This window comes from Vibrio sp. OPT46, from assembly GCF_015163535.1.
GTDB lineage: Bacteria > Pseudomonadota > Gammaproteobacteria > Enterobacterales > Vibrionaceae > Vibrio > Vibrio alginolyticus.
On record NZ_JADDYG010000861.1, the window covers coordinates 28,412 to 49,503 of the forward strand.

The 21,092-nt window shown below is 45.1% G+C and carries 16 protein-coding genes; 6 read left to right on the top strand and 10 right to left on the bottom strand.

Annotation, left to right across the window (positions count from 1 at the left end; translation table 11 throughout):
• The 7 genes from IQR33_RS30595 to IQR33_RS30625 all read right to left on the bottom strand — a co-directional run.
• A partial coding sequence (locus tag IQR33_RS30595) for a vWA domain-containing protein (protein WP_228014227.1) occupies positions 1-1,424 on the bottom strand: 1,424 nt, incomplete at its 3' end.
• A complete protein-coding gene (locus IQR33_RS30600) occupies positions 1,417-2,487 on the bottom strand; it encodes a vWA domain-containing protein (RefSeq protein ID WP_005376545.1) in 1,071 nt (356 codons plus the stop codon). The genes IQR33_RS30595 and IQR33_RS30600, both read right to left, overlap by 8 nt.
• Positions 2,480-3,058, bottom strand: a complete 579-nt coding sequence (locus IQR33_RS30605) for a DUF4381 domain-containing protein (protein WP_005376546.1) — start codon at positions 3,056-3,058, stop codon at positions 2,480-2,482. Before IQR33_RS30605 ends, IQR33_RS30600 begins: the two co-directional genes overlap by 8 nt.
• Positions 3,059-4,021 (bottom strand): DUF58 domain-containing protein, encoded by a 963-nt coding sequence (locus tag IQR33_RS30610; RefSeq protein ID WP_054576043.1) that lies wholly within the window; start codon positions 4,019-4,021, stop codon positions 3,059-3,061. It lies immediately after the preceding gene.
• Positions 4,022-4,033: 12 nt separating this feature from the next.
• On the bottom strand, positions 4,034-5,017 hold the full coding sequence (locus IQR33_RS30615; RefSeq protein WP_193837974.1) for an AAA family ATPase: 984 nt from the start codon (positions 5,015-5,017) through the stop codon (positions 4,034-4,036).
• An 85-nt stretch (positions 5,018-5,102) separates the two neighbouring features.
• Positions 5,103-6,404 carry an anaerobic sulfatase maturase gene (locus IQR33_RS30620; RefSeq protein WP_054576044.1) on the bottom strand — a complete coding sequence of 434 codons (1,302 nt, stop codon included), beginning with the start codon at positions 6,402-6,404 and terminating at the stop codon, positions 5,103-5,105.
• A gap of 106 nt (positions 6,405-6,510) precedes the next feature.
• Positions 6,511-8,037 (bottom strand): arylsulfatase, encoded by a 1,527-nt coding sequence (locus IQR33_RS30625; protein WP_054576045.1) that lies wholly within the window; start codon positions 8,035-8,037, stop codon positions 6,511-6,513.
• Between the two features lie 141 nt (positions 8,038-8,178).
• Between IQR33_RS30625 and IQR33_RS30630 the strand changes: the two genes are divergently transcribed.
• Positions 8,179-9,036, top strand: a complete 858-nt coding sequence (locus IQR33_RS30630; protein ID WP_005376559.1) for a LysR family transcriptional regulator — start codon at positions 8,179-8,181, stop codon at positions 9,034-9,036.
• 134 nt (positions 9,037-9,170) lie between these two features.
• Here the strand turns inward: IQR33_RS30630 and IQR33_RS30635 are convergent, their stop codons facing one another.
• A complete protein-coding gene (locus tag IQR33_RS30635) occupies positions 9,171-10,718 on the bottom strand; it encodes an arylsulfatase (RefSeq protein WP_005376560.1) in 1,548 nt (515 codons plus the stop codon).
• 306 nt (positions 10,719-11,024) lie between these two features.
• Between IQR33_RS30635 and IQR33_RS30640 the strand changes: the two genes are divergently transcribed.
• The 3 genes from IQR33_RS30640 to IQR33_RS30650 all read left to right on the top strand — a co-directional run bounded on the left by IQR33_RS30640 (position 11,025) and on the right by IQR33_RS30650 (position 14,056).
• Complete coding sequence (locus tag IQR33_RS30640; RefSeq protein WP_005376561.1) at positions 11,025-11,411, top strand: winged helix-turn-helix domain-containing protein; 387 nt, start codon at positions 11,025-11,027, stop codon at positions 11,409-11,411.
• 80 nt (positions 11,412-11,491) lie between these two features.
• Positions 11,492-13,846 carry a fatty acid cis/trans isomerase gene (locus IQR33_RS30645; protein WP_169644439.1) on the top strand — a complete coding sequence of 785 codons (2,355 nt, stop codon included), beginning with the start codon at positions 11,492-11,494 and terminating at the stop codon, positions 13,844-13,846.
• 18 nt (positions 13,847-13,864) lie between these two features.
• Complete coding sequence (locus tag IQR33_RS30650; RefSeq protein WP_005376565.1) at positions 13,865-14,056, top strand: hypothetical protein; 192 nt, start codon at positions 13,865-13,867, stop codon at positions 14,054-14,056.
• A gap of 50 nt (positions 14,057-14,106) precedes the next feature.
• On the opposite strand, the gene torS is transcribed toward IQR33_RS30650, so the two are convergent.
• Positions 14,107-17,070, bottom strand: a complete 2,964-nt coding sequence (torS, locus tag IQR33_RS30655; RefSeq protein ID WP_104976152.1) for a TMAO reductase system sensor histidine kinase/response regulator TorS — start codon at positions 17,068-17,070, stop codon at positions 14,107-14,109.
• A gap of 43 nt (positions 17,071-17,113) precedes the next feature.
• Between torS and torT the strand changes: the two genes are divergently transcribed.
• Positions 17,114-18,163, top strand: coding sequence for a TMAO reductase system periplasmic protein TorT (gene torT, locus IQR33_RS30660; RefSeq protein WP_081051359.1), 1,050 nt, complete (start codon positions 17,114-17,116; stop codon positions 18,161-18,163).
• A gap of 64 nt (positions 18,164-18,227) precedes the next feature.
• Positions 18,228-18,683 carry a methylglyoxal synthase gene (locus IQR33_RS30665; RefSeq protein WP_005376571.1) on the top strand — a complete coding sequence of 152 codons (456 nt, stop codon included), beginning with the start codon at positions 18,228-18,230 and terminating at the stop codon, positions 18,681-18,683.
• Between the two features lie 77 nt (positions 18,684-18,760).
• Here the strand turns inward: IQR33_RS30665 and helD are convergent, their stop codons facing one another.
• Positions 18,761-20,830, bottom strand: a complete 2,070-nt coding sequence (gene helD / locus IQR33_RS30670; RefSeq protein WP_193837973.1) for a DNA helicase IV — start codon at positions 20,828-20,830, stop codon at positions 18,761-18,763.
• Positions 20,831-21,092: the final 262 nt, after the last annotated feature.

Here is a 21,092-nt window from a genome sequence, read left to right on the forward strand (position 1 = left end):
ACGATGCCAGCAATCACTTTCAAGTTGTGCTCAACATCAGGTCTTAACGACTCGCTCAACGTTGGCTTACTGGCTAGGGATTTTAACAAGTCACGAGCAGCCAAATATTCTCGCTGACGCGCCAATGCGCTCGCCGCATTGTAAAGACCGTAATCTCTAACCTCTTCGGACGGGTCGTTTTGCATTTCCAAAAACGCACTGTGCGCGAGCTCAAACTCGCTAGCGTAGTAGTACGCCGTGCCTTTACGTAATGGATCGACAAAGTGTTTTGCAGCTTCTAAATACGCTTGTTGGTTGAACAAACGCTGTCCTTGTTGATCTGGCGTTAGCCACAAATCCCACCACCATTGCGCCACCTTGTCGAAAGCCGTCACTTTTTGCACAACTTGTGGCTGCTCGGCTTTAACTGAAATGTTCTCGGCCAATGCACTTGTTGGCATCAATAACGTGCCGCTCACCATTACAATCACGCACCACTGCACTAACCACCCTTTTCTAAACCACAGCATCATGATCAGCGCGATTGGGAACAGAATTTGATACCCCATGTCTTTCCAAGGCATTGAAGATTCGCCATTAAGCTGCATATTGCGCTCAACGTATCGATTCAGTTGCTCGATATCACTATTATCGACGGTCACTTCCACCAATCGACCGTTAGCCTGACTAGCCAGTTCTTGTAGAGAATCCAAATCCATTGGGTTGTTACTCACAATGTCAGCATTCCCTGCCGCAAGAATTAACAGTTGATAAGATTTGCCCGAGAAATACGCTTGGTATTGCTCAATCGTGGCTGGATTAACGCCATCACTCACCAACAGAACGGTAGAGCCTGGTTGACCTTGCAATTGTTGGTCAATTAACGGCAAGGCTTTTTCGGCAAGCTTACCTTGCACGGGCATAATTTCTGGCGTAATGGCCGCCAAAAACGGGTCAAATACTTTACTGTCTTGAGTTATAGGCATCGCGACATGAGCACTGCCCGCAAACACGACTAACCCCGTTTTTCCGCCTTTTCGCACGGCTAGCAAATCGCGTATTTTCTGTTTGGAACGCTCAAGGCGGTTTGGTGGGAGATCTTTTTGCAGCATCGATTCGCTGTTATCAAGCACCACCAGCAGAGAGGCTTTATCTTCGCCAAAGGGGGAAGATTCACGTTGCCACGTTGGGCCTGCACAAATCACAATGGCGATGAACACAATCAGCATCAAGAGCTTAAGCGGCAGTTGCTTACGCCAACCTCGCTCACCTATCGTCAAAGCATTGCGTAAATGTTCGGGCAGAATATCCTTCCAGCTTGGCTTGCTTTCTTCTCGCCAGCGTAACCACACCAAGAAAAACATGGGGACCAAAGCCAGTAACCACAGTGGTCGAATAAAATGAAACTGCGTAAAGAATTGCGTCCAACTAAGAGAATCAAACATCGCTATCTCCTAATGATGATCGTGTAACAGCCCTTCTTTTGAGTGTTGCGACGCTGAACGCGAGCAAATGCATGATGACCACTAACGCCATCAAGTAATGATGAAGGCTTTGTTTTGGGCGGTATGTGGTGCTTTCGTAAAGTTGAGGTTCCAGTTTGCCAATTTCGTCGTAGGCAGCCGATAGTTCATCACGGTTGAGTGCTTCAAACGCTTCACCGCCGGATTCTTTCGCAATGCGATGAATCGTGTCCATATCCAACGCGGTTTCACCTATCGTTTCCGGATCGCCCATCGCAATGACGTGTACTCTCACGCCTTTGGCTTTCGCAACTTTCGCCGCATCAATCGGTTCAACAAAACTGCCCGTGTCGTTACCATCGGTTAATACAATCGCGACTTTTTCACGGTTTTGGTCTTGTTCTAAAGCACCACGCGACTGATCGCTTTGCTCAAAAACTTTAATCGCTAAGCCAATCGCATCACCAAGATGGGTACTCTGCCCTGCCATTGCCACATCGGTTTGGTTAAGCAGTTCGAGCCACACTTTTTGGTCTGCGGTAAATGGCGTTTGCACGAAAGCAGCATCACCAAAAAGCACCAAGCCTAATCGGTCACCTTTACGAGACTGAACAAACTCCGACAGCACTTCTTTTGCCGCATCAAGACGAGAAATTTTTTCGCCTGTACGTGAGGTGAAATCTGGCTCGGCCATGGAGCCCGAAAGATCCACCACCACCATCACATCGCGGCCTAAACTCTCGCGAACTTGAGGCTCGCCTAACACGGTGGGTTTTGCCATCGCACACACCACCAAAAGCCATGAAAGAATTAACGTTGCTCGTTGCCACCAACTCGGGGTCAACTGGCTTGCACCTTCTGATGGCGTCTCGCCAATCGCTTCCACCAGCTGACTAAAAAACGGCACTTTGATCGCCATTTGCTTAGTGCGATATGCGGGCACCAAGTAGTACACCACCAACGGCAAGGGCAAAACCAGAAACCACATTGGGTGAGCAAATTCAAAACCTGACAAACCAGTTATCGATGCAAGAAGATCATTCATGTTGACCTCCCTGATGTGCTTTGCGTTTCAATCGTGGTGATTTATTTGCCGCGCTTTTTTGAGCATCACAACGGTGCTCACTCACCCAGTTTTTCGCACGAGCAATAAGCGTTACTCGCTCTTCGTTGGTTAGCGTAACGCTTGGGTCAACAATACTTTGTAGCCAGCACTTTGAAAGCTCATCGTTAAAAACCATTTGCGAGTTTGCTTGAGAATCTTCGGTTTGCGGATACAGCGCATCGAGCTTGCGCAGAAAGGCGGTATCAAACAATTTCGCGTTGCGGCTATCAATATGAATCAGCACTACTTTAAGCACAGAGAACAATACTTTTGGCATGTCTTTGTCGCTCGATTTGATTTGCGAAATCGCCAGTAGAGCTTCTTTTCGGTAACGATTATGCCACCATTGCCGAGCCAATCGATATACGACATACACCAATGCAATGAGCACAACCGCCGCTAAAATTTTCCAGCCAATAGTTTGCGGGTACCAACTCACGCTAGATGGTACAGCCACATCATGCAGCTCTCTGAGTATGTAGGTACTCGGAGGCGTAGGAAGATCACTCATTTAACGCCCTCCTACCAGTTTTTGGAATTGTTTAATGTGCTCACCTGTCGTATCGAGTTCGATGTGCGGAAGGTGTTTCATCGCCATAAGTTGAGAGAGTGATTGACGCTGTAAGCTAGTTCGAGCCTCAAGCTTTGCGCTCGCAGCTTCTACCTTTGCGTTGCTGTCTAAATTGAGTTGATACTGCCCATCACCAACCACCCATTTCGATTTTGCCAAATCGTCTGGTAGCGCTTGTTCTAATGGGTCACTGACCATCACAGCAAGAACATCGTTGTGCTGTTGTAGCTGTTTAAGGTGATCAAGGTGGTGCTCCTCGCAGTCGCTCCAGTCGCTGATAAAAATCAAAGTGGATTGCTTGAGATTCATGCGTTTAATAAGCTCAATCCATTGACTGAACGCTACTTTTTCGGAATTGCGGGAGTCCACATTGAGCGATTGATTGGCTTTAGCGAGACGTTTAAGTTGCGCCAGAAGATCGTTTTGCGAACGCTGTGCCTTGCTGTGAAACAACGCCTGCTGGGATGCGATGACAAAACCGACTCGGTCGCCATCTTTTAATACTCGCCACCCACACATCGCTGCGATCTCTGCCGCGACAACTGATTTCATTACTTGCGTCGAAGCAAAAAACATTGTGCTTCTCTGGTCGACACACACGATTACGTTGCGATCTTTTTCTTCTGTATAACTGCGTACATGCGGCTTACCCGTACGCATCGTAACTTTCCAATCAAGGTTACGAATATCGTCACCCAATTGGTAATGGCGCAGCTCTTCGAAGTTCAATCCACGACCGCGAAACAACGAATTGTGTCGGCCAGAGAGTACGCTACCCGCCTTTAGGTGAGGAAGTAAACTGAATGATTCTGCTTGTGCTTGCAGACGTACTAAACGAGCGTAATCGCAGTACAAACGGGGATCCATCCCCTGTGATTTTGGCGCAAGAGTTGGCTTAGCCATAATGCCTCCCACTTACCCAATTTCTACACAATCTAGCAGCTCTTGTACGACTCGTTGGTGATCGACTCCGTCTGCTAGTGCGTCGTAGGTCAAAGAAAAACGGTGGCCCAATACAGACGGAACCATGACACGCACATCGTCAGGAGTCACATGGTCACGTCCTTGCATCCACGCATACGCACGAGCGCATTTGTCGAGTGCGATGGAAGCACGAGGACTAGAGCCAATCTCAATCCATTTTGCTAAGTTTGAATCGGCATAACGCTCTGGCTTACGAGTCGCCATCACTAACGCAACGATGTAGTTTTCCACTAGGTCCGATACCACGATGTTTGGTAACTGACGACGCGCTTCTAGCACCACGTCTGGCTCGATGTGTTTTGGCGTAACAATTTCGCTGCTGGTTTCCGCACCCAATTCTTCACTGCGCACCAAACGAATGATGTCACGTTCGGCGTCATCTTCTGGATAATCGACGGTAACCTTCATGATAAAGCGGTCCATTTGCGCTTCTGGCAGCGGGTACGTGCCCTCTTGCTCTACAGGGTTTTGCGTTGCAAGCACCATAAATAAGTCTGGCAATACGTGAGTTTTATCGCCTACCGTGATTGTGCCTTCGGCCATGGCTTCAAGCAGTGCCGCTTGTACTTTGGCTGGTGCACGGTTGACCTCATCAGCAAGTACAATGCTGTTAAAAATTGGCCCTGACTGAAAATGGAGTTGCGGCTTACCATCCAGCTCTTGATAAACCTCAGTGCCCGTCACGTCAGATGGTAAAAGATCCGGCGTAAACTGGATTCGACCAAAACTGGTGTTTAACAAGTTCGCCAACGATTTTACGGAACGTGTTTTTGCCGTTCCCGGTAAACCTTCTAGCAGAATATGCCCATTTGTTAATAACCCAATGACTAAAGCTCGAACCACGTGGCTTTGTCCAATGACGCTTTTTTCTGTTTGTTCGATGAGTTCTTTTATCGCTTGTTGTGCGTGGTTCATAGGATACCTTTTCAATGGTTTAAGCCGTCTTTTCGATAGTTAAGTATAAGAACAAATGAAATAACTTAAGGTTATATTCACTATGTTATCTTTGCGGTTCTTGAGATTGGAGAAGTTGTGCAAGACCAACCAACATCGGTAACGCATAATCAAAGAACATTTTGATTCCCGAACACAAATAGTTTAGACCACTCTCACCATTCGGCGTTTTGATCAAACGGTTTTTGGGGCACTCACCCCAACAATAAGGCAAGTAAGGGCATTGCTTACAATACGTCGGCAATGAATCGCGTTTTGCCATGCCAAAAGTATATTGTCTTGTAGAGAAGGCCATTTCATTCAGTGAGTGTTCATGAATGTTGGCGAGTTTGTATTCTGGATACACATAGTGGTCGCAACTGAACACGTCGCCATTGTGCTCAATCGCCAACCCTTTGCCACAAAACTCCGCCGTCACGCAAAGCTGAGACGGTTTCCCCATTACTTGCGCCACCGCGGTTTCAAACAGATTAACCAACACACGGCCAAGATCGTTATTCACCCACTCTTCAAAGGTCGCCATTAAAAAGCGTCCCCAGTCTTCAGGATCGACTGACCAATCCGTTACAATCGACATTGGATGCCCCGGTTTAGCCAGAACACTGCCTTTGGTTGGGATCATCTGTTCGTTCCAAAACTGCGGCGCGGTTGTTTGGAAGTTGTTGGCTTCTACCACCGGCGCAAACTGAATATAAGTCACACCCAATTCTTGGGTTAAAAATCGATATACTTCGAGCGGGTATTTCGCATTGTGACGATTCACCGTGACCAACGCGTTGAATTTCACGCCATGCGCTTTGAGCTTATCTACCGCTTTCATCACGAGATCAAACGTTGGCTTACCGCTGCGGGTTTTGCGATATTTGTTGTGCAGCTCTCGTGGCCCATCAATCGACAAGCCAACTAGGAAGTTGTGCTCTTTTAAAAACGCACACCACTCATCGTTTAGCAAAATGCCGTTGGTCTGAAGGTCGTTTTCAATGCGAACGCCTTTCGGCTGATGTTTCTTTTGCAAAGCTACGACATTGCGGAAATAGTCCAACCCAAGCAGCGTCGGCTCCCCGCCCTGCCATGAGAATACAATTTCTTCGCCATCCTGACTTTCGATATAGCTTTTCACGAACGCTTCCAGTGTTGCGTCGTCCATTTTTGGCTGCTTTTCTTGGTGCAGTAGATTTTCTTTATGCAGATAAAAGCAGTACTGACAATCGATGTTGCACTTTGCTCCGCCTGGCTTTGCCATCACATGGAATCGACGGTCATACGCGCCCAGAACCGGCGCTTTAGACGCCGTTTTAAGGGGAACAATAGGCATAGTAGTAGAATGGCGAGGGGAAATCTTACTCATACGTTTCTCACTATTACATATACCCAAATAACCTCCTGAGCGCTGTACAGCAAAAGTGAAGCTATTTGGGTATATAGCGCTCCAAAAAGCGCTATATAATCTTAATTTACTTAGAAGACTTAGGTACGAACGAACCTGCTTCCATACGAGGAGGGAACTCTTTGAATGTACCCATCACCTCTTTCACTGTATCCATTGCTGGCATCATTAAGAATGAACGCTCGTACATCCAACGAGAATAACCCATGCCTTGATCGCCTCGTTCAAATGGATCAATGCTCAAGTCAAAGATCAGTGGCACACGAAGTTTAGTGAACGGCTTACGCCATACATCCATACCCGTTTCATTCTCTTGAATCATAAAGTGGAACTTGTACTTTCCTTGGCGCAATGCCACAAGATCGCCGTCGTCGCTCCAGTAAACGAACTCATTTCGTGCGGATTTGTCTGACTTACCCGTTAAGTATGGCAATTGGTTGTAACCGTCTAGGTGAACTTTGTAGTCCACATCGCCAACTTTTTTGCCTTTTAGTAATTCGTCTTTAACTTTGGTATCACCTGCCGCAGCAACTAGTGTCGGGAAAAAGTCCTCTAATGACATCATGCCGTTGAATGTTTTACCTGCCTCAATTTTTCCAGGCCATTTAATCAACATTGGCACACGGAAACTCCCTTCCCAGCCAGTGTTTTTCTCTGAGCGGAACGGTGTCATCCCAGCATCCGGCCACAAATCAACCATAGGGCCGTTGTCAGTGGTGTAAACAATGATTGTATTGTCATCCACACCTAACTCTTTGATCTTGTTAAGTAGCTGACCGATTTGGTCATCGTGCTGCTTAACACCATCCGCGTAGAAACCGGCACCTGTTTTACCTTGGTATTCTTCAGGAACATGTGTGAAGTTGTGCATGCGAGTGGTGTTAAACCAAGTAAAGAACGGCTTGTCCGCTTTTACTTGCTTTTCTATGAAGCTCTCTGCGGCATCAAGAAACTCACCATCAACATTTTCCATACGCTTACGCGTTAGTGGACCGGTATCTTCGATTTTGCCGTCAGCGTAAGAATGGATAACGCCACGAGGGCCAAATTTCTTCTTGAACTCCGGATCTTTAGGGTAATCCACGTTCTCTGGCTCTTCTTCTGCGTTCAAATGGTATAGGTTGCCGAAGAATTCATCAAAACCGTGGTTGGTAGGAAGATGCTCGTCTCGGTCACCTAAATGGTTCTTACCAAATTGTCCGGTTGCGTAACCCATTTGCTTAAGCACGGTTGCAATCGTCGGATCTTTTTCCGAGATACCTTCCGGAGCGCCTGGTAAGCCCACTTTTGATAGACCTGTACGTTTTGGCATTTGACCAGTGATGAATGAAGAACGGCCTGCTGTCGAGCTTTGCTGTGCGTAGAAGTTAGTGAACTTCGCACCTTCTTTAGCAATGCTATCGATGTTTGGCGTGTTGTACGCCATCATGCCTTGGTTATAGGTACTAAGGTTCCAGTAACCAACATCATCACCAAAGATGACAAGAATGTTGGGTTTGTCCGCTGCATGTGCAACTGCAGATGCAGCGCCTAATGCTAACGTACATGCGTTAAGTACGAGTTTTTTACTGCTCGTTTTGGTCGCATTTTTCATATTATCTCCAAGAGTTCGCTAGTGCGTAAAAAACGGTATTCGCTTTTCAATACCATTGTTGATATAAGATAAAGCACTAATTTCAGGCGATAAATGCAGTCAAAATTAGTTAACCTATAAATTAAATTTATGAGTGACGTTATGGACTTGAATTTGATCCAAACTTTTCTTGTTGTTGCGGAGTTTCAATCTTATACAAAAGCCGCGGAACAATTAGGGCTTACACAACCTGCTGTGAGCGCTGCAATAAAGCGTTTAGAGCAAGTCGTAGATAAGCAATTATTCGTTAAAAAAGGACGAGGTATCGCACTAACCTCCACCGCTTATCAATTACTGCCGCAATTCCAGCAAGCGGTTAGTATTATTGACAATGCGATATCTGATAGAAATCATTTTGAAGTGTGTTGTTCGGAAATTTTGTTGCACATTATGGACCCGATAAAGAACACTATTTTTTATGAATCACCACCCGAAAAATTCCTATTATTTGAGCTGTTAAGACAACAAAAAGTCGATCTAGTAATCGATACGGTGATCACGAAAGATGCAGCGTTTATTATTGAAGATGCCTATGAGGAAGAAGCCGTGGTTATCTGTCGTGAGAACCATCCCCGTGTACACGGCACGCTCACAAAAGAGCAATTTTATGAGGAAACTCACTGTTTATTTTCAGGAAAATGGAACAACATGTCGGGGTTCGAGCAACTAGCAAAGGAAACAATTCAAGAAAGAAAAGTCGACTTGATCACATCTTCGCTAGCGGGCATGGCGCTGTATGTCGCCCAAAGAGACAGTTTAGGGATCGTGTCTCAATCTTTTGCAAACAAGTGGAGCAAAGCGCTCAAACTTCAAATTTTGCCCTGCCCCATTTCGATACGCTCTATCCCTTACAAGTTCGTTTACCATAAGCGAGAGGTAAACAACCCAGCCCACATCGCTCTACGTGAAAAAATCAAAGCCAACTTAACGGCAGCCCACTACGAACCAATTTGTTTATAACTCTTGTCAATTGAAGCGTTAGGCGTTTTCGTCATCAAGCTTTCTACAAACCTGAATAGATAGAATTTTACAGATAAAAAAGAGGCTCATTTTAATGAGCCTCTTTCTATATGTGATACTTCACTTAGCTTTTCCTACTTATTTGGGTTCTCTTTTAGTTTCTCCATCACTTGATCGAGCGAGAAGCTTGCTGCTTTTTGCCTTGGTGGGAACTCTTTAAACGTTTCAAGGAATCTGCCTACGTAAGCTTGCGCAGGAACAAGCATGTAAGCACGGTCTAGCATCCAATCGTAGTAAGTGTTAGAAGTGATATCAGCCACTTCGTAAGGATCCATACGCAAGTTGAAGATCTTAGGAACACGAAGTGTGGTGAATGGTTCAGCCCAAATACGCAACGTACCTTTTGCTCGTTGCTCCATAAAGACCAGCTTCCATTTGTTATAACGAAGTGCAGTTAAGTCTCCATCATCTGAGAAGTAAAAAATTTCTTCACGTGGGGCCTTATCCTCTTTACCAGTCAAATATGGTAGGAAGTTATAGCCGTCTAGGTGAACTTTGAATTTCTTACCATTCGCACTATAACCTTTGAGCAATTTCTCTTTGATATTGTCATCACCCGCGGCAGCAACGAACGTTGGCATCCAGTCCATGTGATGCATGATATCATTCGAAACAGAGCCAGCTTTAATTTTACCCGGCCAACGTACCATCGCAGGAACTCGGTACGCACCTTCCCAGTTGGTATTTTTCTCTCCACGGAATGGCGTTGTGCCTGCATCTGGCCACGAGTTCATGTGTGGGCCATTATCGGTGGAGTAAAAGACGATTGTGTTGTCTTTAATACCCAAATCATCCACTTTTTTCAGCAGCTGACCTACATGATTATCATGCTCGACCATACCATCTGCATACTCGCTGATGCCTGTTTTTCCAGAGTTCTCTTCTTTCACATGAGTACGGAAGTGCATACGAGTTGCGTTCCACCAGACAAAGAAAGGTTTTTCAGCCTTGACTGCACGATCCATAAAGTCGAGTGCCGCATCTAACGTCTCTTCATCCACGGTTTCCATGCGCTTGCGAGTTAGAGGTCCTGTATCCTCAATTTTGCCATCAGCGTACGAACGGATAACGCCGCGCGGACCGAACTTTTTACGAAACTCAGGATCTTTAGGATAATCGACGTTTTCTGGCTCCTCCTCGGCGTTCAAGTGATAAAGGTTGCCAAAAAATTCATCGAAGCCGTGATTAGTAGGAAGGTGCTCATCTTTATCACCTAAGTGGTTTTTACCAAATTGCCCTGTCATATAGCCCATCGGCTTCAGCATTTCGGCAATGGTTGCGTCCTCTTCCTTCAAGCCAAGATCAGCACCTGGAAGCCCCACTTTACTCAAACCTGTTCTAAGAACGGTTTGGCCCGTAATGAAAGTAGAACGGCCCGCTGTACAAGATTGCTCACCGTAATAGTCAGTGAACATCATGCCTTCTTTGGCGATACTGTCTATATTTGGTGTTTTGTACCCCATCAAGCCAAACGTGTAAGCACTGAGATTGGACTGGCCAATATCATCACCCCAAATGACGAGAATATTTGGTTTCTCTGCTGCGATACTGCTACTTGTCGCACCGATTAAAGCGGCGGCAAGAATCGCTAATCGGCGTTTAACGCCATATTTCGCTGTCATATAAACCTCTGTGTGTATTAGAAAAGTGCTTCCTGCAACAGAATGTATAGTTCACAAATGGCGGATAAGCGAATTTACTAAATGAGAATTCTTTCTATCTTTGCCTAACATTACACCGTTATTTGTAGCTAATACGCACTCCAATAGCACTTTAGTTCAGAGCGCCATCGCATCATTCATCACTACTGGTAATCTCAAGTATTAAGATTGTCTACGCATATCACAGTGCTCATAAAGTACCTGATTGCTTTTATATAAATATTAATGATAATACGTTTTACTACTATTAATAATTAAGGTACCCGTGTGCTTGACTCCAAGGTTTCAAATGGAAAAACTTCCCAATGCCAACACAACGGCGTTCACCATAATGATGAGGAGCTATTACTAGATAAGCGCACTCACTCTGTGGTACTCAATTACTTGCCAAACAAGAAATCTGTTCAGTTAACAAGCATTCAATTTAAGCTGCTGCAAACTCTCACTCACCATCAAGATCAAGTGCTTAGTAAGCATTTTCTTTACGAAACAGTACTAAAACGTGAATTTACTGAACATGATCGAGCACTCGATATGCACATGAGCAGAATGAGAAAGCGTCTAGTTCACGAAGGCGTTCCAACAGACAGAATTCAGACAGTCCACCGCCAGGGTTACATTTTCAAGCGCTCAGACAATCAACAGAAAAATTAACGCTAATTGACCCAACTTTTGGTAATTGACCGCTTATTTTGCTTTAATTAATGCAAATTCTAATCACGTAAAATAACTCAATGAATTTGCGCTTAATTTTTACACTTTGCATTGCTACTTTGTTTGCCGGCTGTGCAACCTATGCTGGTCTTAACTATGACCAACTGTTTGGTCCACAGCTCGTGCGTGAACGCACAGTTGACGTGGAAACCCCTCAAGCAAACTTCTTCCAAAGCGAAGTTAAACCCATTATGGATAACCGCTGTGTCGTCTGCCACGCGTGCTACGATGCACCATGCCAACTTAAGCTCTCTTCTGTTGAGGGCATTGACCGTGGTGCGAGTAAAGCACTGGTATATGAAGGAACAAGACTCACAGCCGCAGCACCAACACGCTTATTCGAAGATGCAGAAACAACCCAAGAGTGGCGCGATGCGGGTTTTCATCCGGTTCTCAACGAACGTGATCAAAGCATGGCAGCCAACATTGATGCAGGACTTATCGCACGTTTGCTACAACAAAAAGAGCGCCACCCATTGCCTGACCAAGTCCAGTTAGAAGGCTTTGACTTTTCGATAGACCGAGAGCAAACCTGTCCGACGATTGAAGAATACGAGCAATACGAGAAGGATAACCCAACCTGGGGCATGCCTTTTGGTATGCCAAATCTATCAAACAGTGAATACCACACACTCATGACTTGGTTGGAAAACGGCGCAATAATGAACGTTCACCAACCTGTTAGTGAGAATGAGCAAGCGCAAATAGATAAGTACGAAACATTACTTAACCACTCTGATTTGAAAAATCAGCTGATGGCTAGGTATATATATGAGCATTTGTTTTTATCTCATCTCTACTTTTCAGAACTCGATGAAGATCCCCGATTCTTCACGCTCGTCCGCTCTGCTACACCACCAGGACAGCCCGTCAAACGTATTTCAACGCGTCGCCCGTACGATGATCCAGGGGTTGAACGTGTGTTTTATCGAATTATTCCAGAGCAAGGGACCATAGTAGATAAAACTCACATGCCATTCGCGGTAAACAAGCAACGCATAGAGAACTGGAAAACTTGGTTTATTGATGCTGATTACACGGTTAGCCAGCTACCGAGTTATGCACCAGAAGTTGCTGCAAACCCGATGACATCATTCATCGACCTTCCAGTGAAATCGCGCTTTAAGTTCATGCTAGATAATGCACAAAATACAATAATGGCATACATCAAAGGCCCAGTTTGTCGTGGCCAACTGGCATTGAATGTTATCAATGATCGCTTTTGGGTGTTTTTCCTTGATCCAGATAAAGCAGACATCCCAGAAGTAAATGAGTTTTACCGATCTCAGGCTGATAACCTAAAACTACCGGCAGAACAAGAAAGTAACACGCTACCTGTTACCAACTGGGTCAAGTACGCGCGCCAGCAAGCTCGCTACCTAGAGGCTAAATCTGAGTTCACTAATAACTGGTTTAAAGAAGGTGAAAACCTATCCACCGATGTAATTTGGGACGGTAATGGCACCAACCATAATGCGGCATTAACGATATTCCGCCATTTTGATAGTGCTTCTGTTGTTCAAGGGTTAGTTGGTGAGCAGCCTAAAACAGTGTGGATTCTTGACTACGCGTTACTAGAGCGTATCCACTATTTGCTTGTTGCTGGGTTTGACGTTTACGGTAACTTCGGCCATCAGCTCATGACACGAATGTTTATGGACTTCTTGCGTCTAGAAGGCGAAAGTAACTTTATCTCGTTGTTACCCGCCGATATGCGCCATGAACTGCAATCTAGCTGGTATAAAGATCAAAGCCCGCAGTTGAGTGACTTTTTACAACGAAATGTGAAGCCGTTTAACCAACCAACCAGCGTTCAGTATAAGAGTGACGATCCAAAAACGGAGTTGGTGGAGTTGTTGAGAGAACATGTCTCAGATGTGCTTCTGCCTCGCTACGAAATTCAAGACACGGCTCTTTCTGCGAGTAGTGAAAAGCAACTAAAACGTATTGACCACGTTCGTGGTGAAGGCCTGAAAACCGTTCCGCAAATCACTATGCTTATGGTGAGAAGTAAATCAGGGGAAGATGAATTGTTCACCTTACTTCACAACAATGCACACACAAACATCTCTAGCTTGTTTGATGAAGAAAGTAACCGTGACTTTGCTAACGATGACATGACCATTGTACGCGGCGTTGTGGGAAGCTACCCTGCGGCATTTTTCTCGATCAACGAAAACCAAGTAAAAGATTTTGTCGATCAATTTAGTGCCATCCAAAACGAGTCCGATTACGTTAAGTTATTGGATAATTTTGCGATTCGTAGAAGCTCAGAAAAATTCTGGTCATTTAGCGATCGTTTACACAATTGGTACCGTACAAAACAACCGATCGAATTTGGATTACTTGACTATAATCGTTTTGAGAATCGATGATGATTTAAGGGGGTTCTCATGGGTATCCGAGATAACATTGCCGCTCTTGAACAACAGATTTACGTTGCTTGTTCTGAGGGAGACTACGAAACGGTCAATATGCTTGAGCATCAACTCGAATACTTGCGTGGCAAAGTGGAACATCCTTTTGATGATGACCCTTATGCCCTAGACACTCGATTCGAGTGGGAAGATGACATGACCGAATAGAAAAAACCTCCGGAAAGCCGGAGGTTTTTTTATTTTCAATGCTCGATGGATTACTTCGCCATTAACTCATCCAGAGCTTGAATTGATGCAGACACTTGAGAAACTAAATCATCTTTAGTCGCATTATAGGTATCTAGAGGTTGAGGCGCGGCTTCAATTGCTTGGCAAGCGTTCATTAATGCAGTTAGTCCTAAACTTCCCGCGCTGCCCTTTAATTTATGGGCAAGGTTCTTTACTTCTTTACTATCATTGTCCTCAGCAGACGCTTGCAGTTTGCTTAATACATCAGTGCTGGTGGATCTAAACAGATTAATAATGTGCAACATCTTATCTCTGCCCAAGATTTTCATATCGGACTCAATCACGCTCGGATTAATGATAACCACATCGGGTTCCTTTTTTTGGGGCGCTTGAACGACCTTTGATTGTAGCTCTTGTTCTTGAGGCGAAATTTGATCAAACGGGGTACAGTCGGCATTTTGTGGCAACAACAACGGCTTTCCGTCTAGCGCATCCTGAATCAATGCCGCGAGTGCCTCTTTTGCCAATGGCTTAGGCAAGTATCCGTCAAAACCAGCGGCTAGATAGCGCTCAACTTCTTCCGCAAAAACGTGCGCAGACACTGCAATCATTGGCGTGACGGCAAGCGCTTTATTGGCCGGCTTATCACACTCAATCCGCTTTAAGCGTTGGATCAACTCAGTTCCATCACAATCAGGGAGGTTGATGTCGACTAAAGCGATATCAAAATCCTGTGTGCTGATCAGTTGCTCTGCTTGTGAGCCGTTTTCCGCCATCACGACTTGATGACCCATGCTTTCTAGAAAACCTTCCGCGACCACTCGGTTGACTTCATTATCTTCTACCAGCAAGACCTTTGCTTTCACTTTGCAACGTGCGGTTGCCACGGTTCCTGTTTCAACAGGTTCGCTTTCCTCTAACGGAATAGAGAACCAGAATCGGCTACCATTTCCCTCTTCGGAATCGACTTCTAAAACACCGCCCATCGCTTCAATGATTCGCTTACTGATGGCAAGTCCAAGCCCCGTACCTCCAGTTTGGCTCATCCCACCTTCAGCTTGCGTGAAGGCATCAAACAACGTTCTCTGGTATTTTTTGGCAATTCCTATTCCAGTGTCTGATACTTCAAACAGGACTTGCGACTCGTCCTCAGGGTTCAGGCTAACGTAGATATCAATTTCTCCTTCGTCAGTGAACTTAATCGCGTTACCAACAAGATTGTTCAGCACCTGACTGATTCTGGTGACATCCCCTTTCCAGTAGCGACTAACATCACTTTCAATATGGTAGGAGAACAGCAGCTTCTTCTCTTGTGCTCGACTGTTCATTAACTGGAAAGTGTCCTCCACCATTTGGTGTAAATCGAAGCCCATGTGACGAATTTCTAAATGCCCCGCTTCAATCTTGGAGTAATCCAGTACATCATTAAGGATCGCGAGCAACGTTTTACCACTACGATTAATGATTTCCGCATAACGCTTTTGAATTGGGTTGAGGCCTGAGTCAATCAACAAGCGTGCTGTCCCCAACACTCCGTTCATTGGCGTTCTTATCTCATGGCTCATCGTCGCCAAGAATGCCGATTTTGCTCGGCTCGCTTGCTCTGCTTGCTTGCGAGCTTTAGCGTGATTCAAAACCTCTTCATTCAAACGGCGGTTTGCTTGTTTTAACTGCGAAGTGCGCTGCTCAACGAGCTCTTCTAAATGCTCTTTATGCTCCTCAAGCTCTCGCTTGGCTTGAGCTTCACCCTCTGCTACCACTTTTAGTGCTTGCGCGGTATTACGAGCCGTGATGATGGCCTGCCCCATATGCGCCAACTCATCTTTGCCTTTCACTTCCAACTCAACCGCTAAGTTACCCTGCGCCACAGACAGCAACGCAGCGGAATATTCAGCTAACCGCTTCACAACAGAAAGGTACACCACACGCCATAAAATCAGCACCAATACAATCAAACCAACAATTGAAATAACGGTTAAAGACCACTGAGCGAATTTCAGTGTGCTGGTCAATTGGTCTACAGCGACGGTAGTGGTTTTGTTTGAATCATCAACCAATTTGTTGACCGTGCCATTAAGCTCTGAGAACAACTCTAATGTCTTTTGCATCAGTTGTTGTGACTGTTCGTTATTCTCGTATTGCTGCATCAGTATAGAAAATACGACCTGACGCTTACCAAGCTCTATGAGCAGTTGGCTCATTTGCTTAGAGCGCGTAGGATCTTCCACAGCGAGTACACGGCGTTGCATGATTTTGAGGTTGCTATCGAAATCACTTTGAACCTGTTGAATTCGCTCAATATTCGTTAATGTCCGAGCCTCTTCAATCTGATTCAACATTTTAAAGGCCAACAAGTGCAGTTCATGTAATCGCTCAGTCAGATCAAGATCGACCTCCACCAGTGCATCTAGCGCCTGATAAACTTGCGATTTTTTATTCGATTCTAATAAGTCATAAATATGCGTGACGTTAGCAACAGCAATGGTGCTTGTATTCTGAACTTGCGTACGAGTTAGTTGTTCTAGCTCTTCACTGAGCAGACGCATTTCTTCAACACGAGTATCTATCTCTTTTGCAAGCCACAGCTTTTTTTCAACCGAAACACCGAGTTCTGCCAAATTGTCGATAACGTTCTGGACGTTATTCTCTAAAGCTTCTAACAATTGAGAATCGAACGACTCACTCCCGAGCTCCTTGATGTGAGTGAGTAAAGACTCGAGCTGTTCGAACAGCACTCGCCCTGACTCCTTTCTTTCCTGCTCGTTTCTTGCGTTCGACAACATTTGTACAGACGAAATAATACGAGTACTCAACTCAGAGACTTGCCTCGCCTCAATCATGGCGGGAATCGCAGAATCCACGACATTTCTTTCGGTTTTGGCAACCAAAGAAAATCCAGACACACCAATAAGTGCCGATAACATGACCAGTATTGCCATCGCAATGAAAGACAACAAAAGTTTACGACCGATGCTTGCAGTTGCTAGCAGCATATTTTCATGACCTTAATGTTCGTGTTCAGCGACATATTACGTTATATTTTGCAGTGTTTACTTAATCTATGCCAACGAACTTCATTTCATGGTTAAAAATCAACACGCATTTCGCACATTTTTCAAACATTCTGCAGCCACTTTAACCCTCGTTGCTTCTTTGCCAGCGGTTGCCGCAGAGAAAATATGTGCAATATACCCTCACCTAAAGGATTCATACTGGTTGTCAGTAAACTATGGAATGGTGTCCGAAGCGAAAAGAGAAGGTGTCGAGCTACGAGTTCTTGAAGCGGGCGGCTACCCAAACAAAACCCGTCAAGAACAACAACTCGCACTGTGTAACCAATGGGGAGCAGATGCAGTTATCCTTGGGACCGTGGACCCACAGGCTTACGAGCATTCACTTAAAAATTGGGTAGGGAATACTCCCGTTTTTGCTACTGTGAACCAACTCGACTTGGATGAAGAACAAAGTGAGTTGCTAAAAGGGACTGTCGGTGTTGACTGGCATTGGATGGGATACGAAGCGGGTCAATATTTGGCAGCTCGCCATCCAAAGGGGTCAGGAAAAACCAACATTGCCTTACTTTTGGGGCCGCGAACTCGTGGTGGTACGAAACCCGTTACTGCCGGATTCTATGAAGCGATACAAGGAAGTGATATCAACATTGTTGACTCATTTTGGGCAGACAACGACAAGGAGTTACAACGTAACCTAGTTCAACGTGTGATCGATATGGGAAATATAGATTACATTGTTGGCAGTGCAGTGGCGATTGAAGCGGCCATCAGTGAGCTGCGCAGTGCCGGCAAAGCTGAGGAGATCGGTCTAGTTTCTGTGTACTTAAGTCATGGTGTATATCGAGGCCTGTTACGTAACAAAGTGCTCTTCGCACCAACAGATAAAATGGTGCAGCAAGGTCGGCTTTCCATGATGCAAGCAACGCATTACTTAAGAGGTAAAACGTATGACAAACATGCCTCACCAACCATCAAACCACTGACTCCGAAGACGCTTCATGACGACACGATCGAAGAATCGTTATCTCCGTCAGAATATAGGCCGACATTCCGTGTTAAGGCTGTTGATTGAAAGACCAAAAACGTGTTCTATTGAGTCACAACAATTTTAAAATCATACAAACGGAAACATCTTGATGCAAAAAACCATTCGTACCATGCCAACCCATAAACATGTGGCTTTGGTTGCTCACGACAACTGCAAACCTGAGCTACTTCGCTGGGTAAAAGAAAACAAAGAAAAGCTACAGAGTCACTTCCTTTACGCAACTGGCACGACAGGACACATGCTAAGTAAAGAAACTGGACTTGCGATCAAGAGCATGATCAGTGGTCCGATGGGCGGTGATCAACAACTAGGCGCTCTTATTTCAGAAGGCAAAATCGACGTTCTCGTTTTCTTTTGGGATCCACTGAATGCCGTACCTCACGACCCAGACGTTAAAGCGCTTCTTCGTATTGCTAGTGTTTGGAATATTCCTGTAGCAACGAACCGAGCCACCGCTAAGTTCCTGTTTAACTCCCCTCTTCTTGAGCAAGAAGTAGACATCGAAGTGCCGGATTACGAAGCCTATCTTGCTGAGCGCATGTAAGCTTTGATGCTAACCAAATAAAGCAAAGGCGATACCAAGTATCGCCTTTACTGTTTTTAACATTCTAAACGTTGCATTTAACGAGAAGTCACGATGGGATAGTCACCATTAACGAGCTCTTGAACGAATGCAGATCCCGCACCAGTATGCGTAATCCAAACCTTCTCTTTCGCACGTGTAATCGCCACGTAAAATAGCCTGCGCTCTTCTGCGTAAGGGAATTTGTCTTTGGACTCCGTCAACGCACCATCAATGTGAATTTGCTTCTTCTTAGCGGGGAATTGCCCCTCATCCACAGAAAGAATAATCACAAAGTCAGCTTCGCGTCCTTTACTCGCATGGCAAGTCATAAAGCGAATATCGAGATTAGGGAAACGTCGCAACCAATCGTCGAACAAATCGGGCTTATGATAATGGTTACGTCCTAGCAATAAAACTGACTTGGTTTGCTTGGCTTGTTGATTCAAGTGGTCCAAGATCTTTTCCACTTGATTGCTCTGCGCGGTATGTACGCTCTTCTGCTTGCGTTGTTTGTGGCTGTTTAGTGTTTTCGGCAACTGCGATGGGTTTTGCTGCACGAATGTATTCGCTACATCACCAATCTGATTGTTGAAACGATAAGTTGTATCTAAGTGATGAACGGTTGAGTGAGCAAAGCGTTCTTTAAAACCAGTGATAAGATCGACATCCGCTCCTGCAAACTGATAGATCGCTTGCCAATCGTCGCCAACAGCAAATAACGTGGCACCTGCTTGTTTCTGAGTGGATTCACACAGTGCTTCAATCAATGCCAGACGATCTGGAGAGATATCTTGATACTCATCGACCATAATAAAGCGCCATGGCGAGACAAACTTCCCTTTATTCACATAATCTGTCGCACGACTGATCATGGTTGGGAAATCCACTTGGTTGCTTTCTTTAAGCATTTTCTGCCACGCTGTAAAACATGGCCAGCATAAGGCGAGTTCACTATTTAAACGCGTATAGTCTTGGTGGTTTACGAGCTTTTCTTGTACTTGCTTTTTGGTCAAGCCCACCGCCGCTAAATGAGACAGCTGCGAATCTAGCCAAGCGATCAGTTTTGGATTTTCTGAATGGCTTCCTAACTCATCATCCCCTTTTAGGTACGCAATCGGCCATTTGTCTAAATGTTTTTGCCAACGTTTAAAGTTGGTGGGTGTCATCCAATGTTTTTTCAACCAGTCTACACACCATGCTGTTCGTTGATTTTCGTCCAACGCTAAAGGACTAATTTCGACAGGTTGCTGTTCGACTTGTTTAAGAATATACAAGCCCAACTGATGGAATGTGTTGACGCGCACACCGTCTGCCGCCATGCCCACTTTATCTACTAAGCGTTCTTTCATTTCAGTCGCCGCATCACGACCGAACGCTAACATGAGAAGCTCTTCTGCTTGAGCTTGATGGCTTTGCAACAAATAGGCAACTCGTGCGGTTAAAACGCTGGTTTTGCCCGAGCCGGCCCCAGCAAGAACTAAGTTGTGGTCGTCGTTGAGCAATACCGCATATTGCTGGGATAAATTCAAAGGAGAGGATTCAATTTGATTAAACAGCACTTCCCAATTTGGACGTTCTGCTTCTAGCCAATCGCGATTACGCTCACCAAGCGCCTCAGAGGTATCAATGAGCCAAGGCTCTATTTGCGACATACGATTCGGCATTCGCATTTTGGCTTCTTCTAGGGTGGTTTTCATCTCGCTTAACTCTTGGTTAAGGCTTTCAACCCAGGAGACCACTTGAGAATGCGATAAGTAAGCAGGCAAGTGCTTTAGTTTGTAAAGCTCTTCTTCCCACTTAGGTAGATACTCAGCCAGTTTTCGGCACTGAGTGTTGTGCCACTCTTGATATTGACGAACGGCCTCAAGCGCAAACTTTCGGCATTGCGGCCACGGTAAACCTTGGACTAGCCAGCTTTGTTGTTTGCCTTCGTGTTCATGAGCAAAAAACTGTAAAGAGCTCCATAATAACCCACGCTTTACGCTAACTTTGCCATTCCAGATCGTAAAAGGAATATGTTCTTCACTGCCTATCGAGCTTAATAAAACACTGTTCTCTTTTATTTCGACGTGATGGTACTCATTTTGAATAAAAAACTGTGCTTTGCTAGTGGCAGTAAGCTGCATGAAACGTGCGCCTTTTAGTTTAGAAGTTGTCGATTTATATCATTTTAAGGCGCTAAATTGTAGCAACGGCGAGCTCCTAAGTAAGCTTCTTCTTCTATTCTTTAATAAAATTCACATTACTGTCGATTTAATAACCTAAAGCTGAGGTTATTTGAAGCTGGCTTTACAATCCTCAATACATGACCTGGCAGCTTTAATATAAGTCAATGACATCCCTGCTGATTTTATCAGCAACCACGAATTTTTCTTAAAGTAAATCATA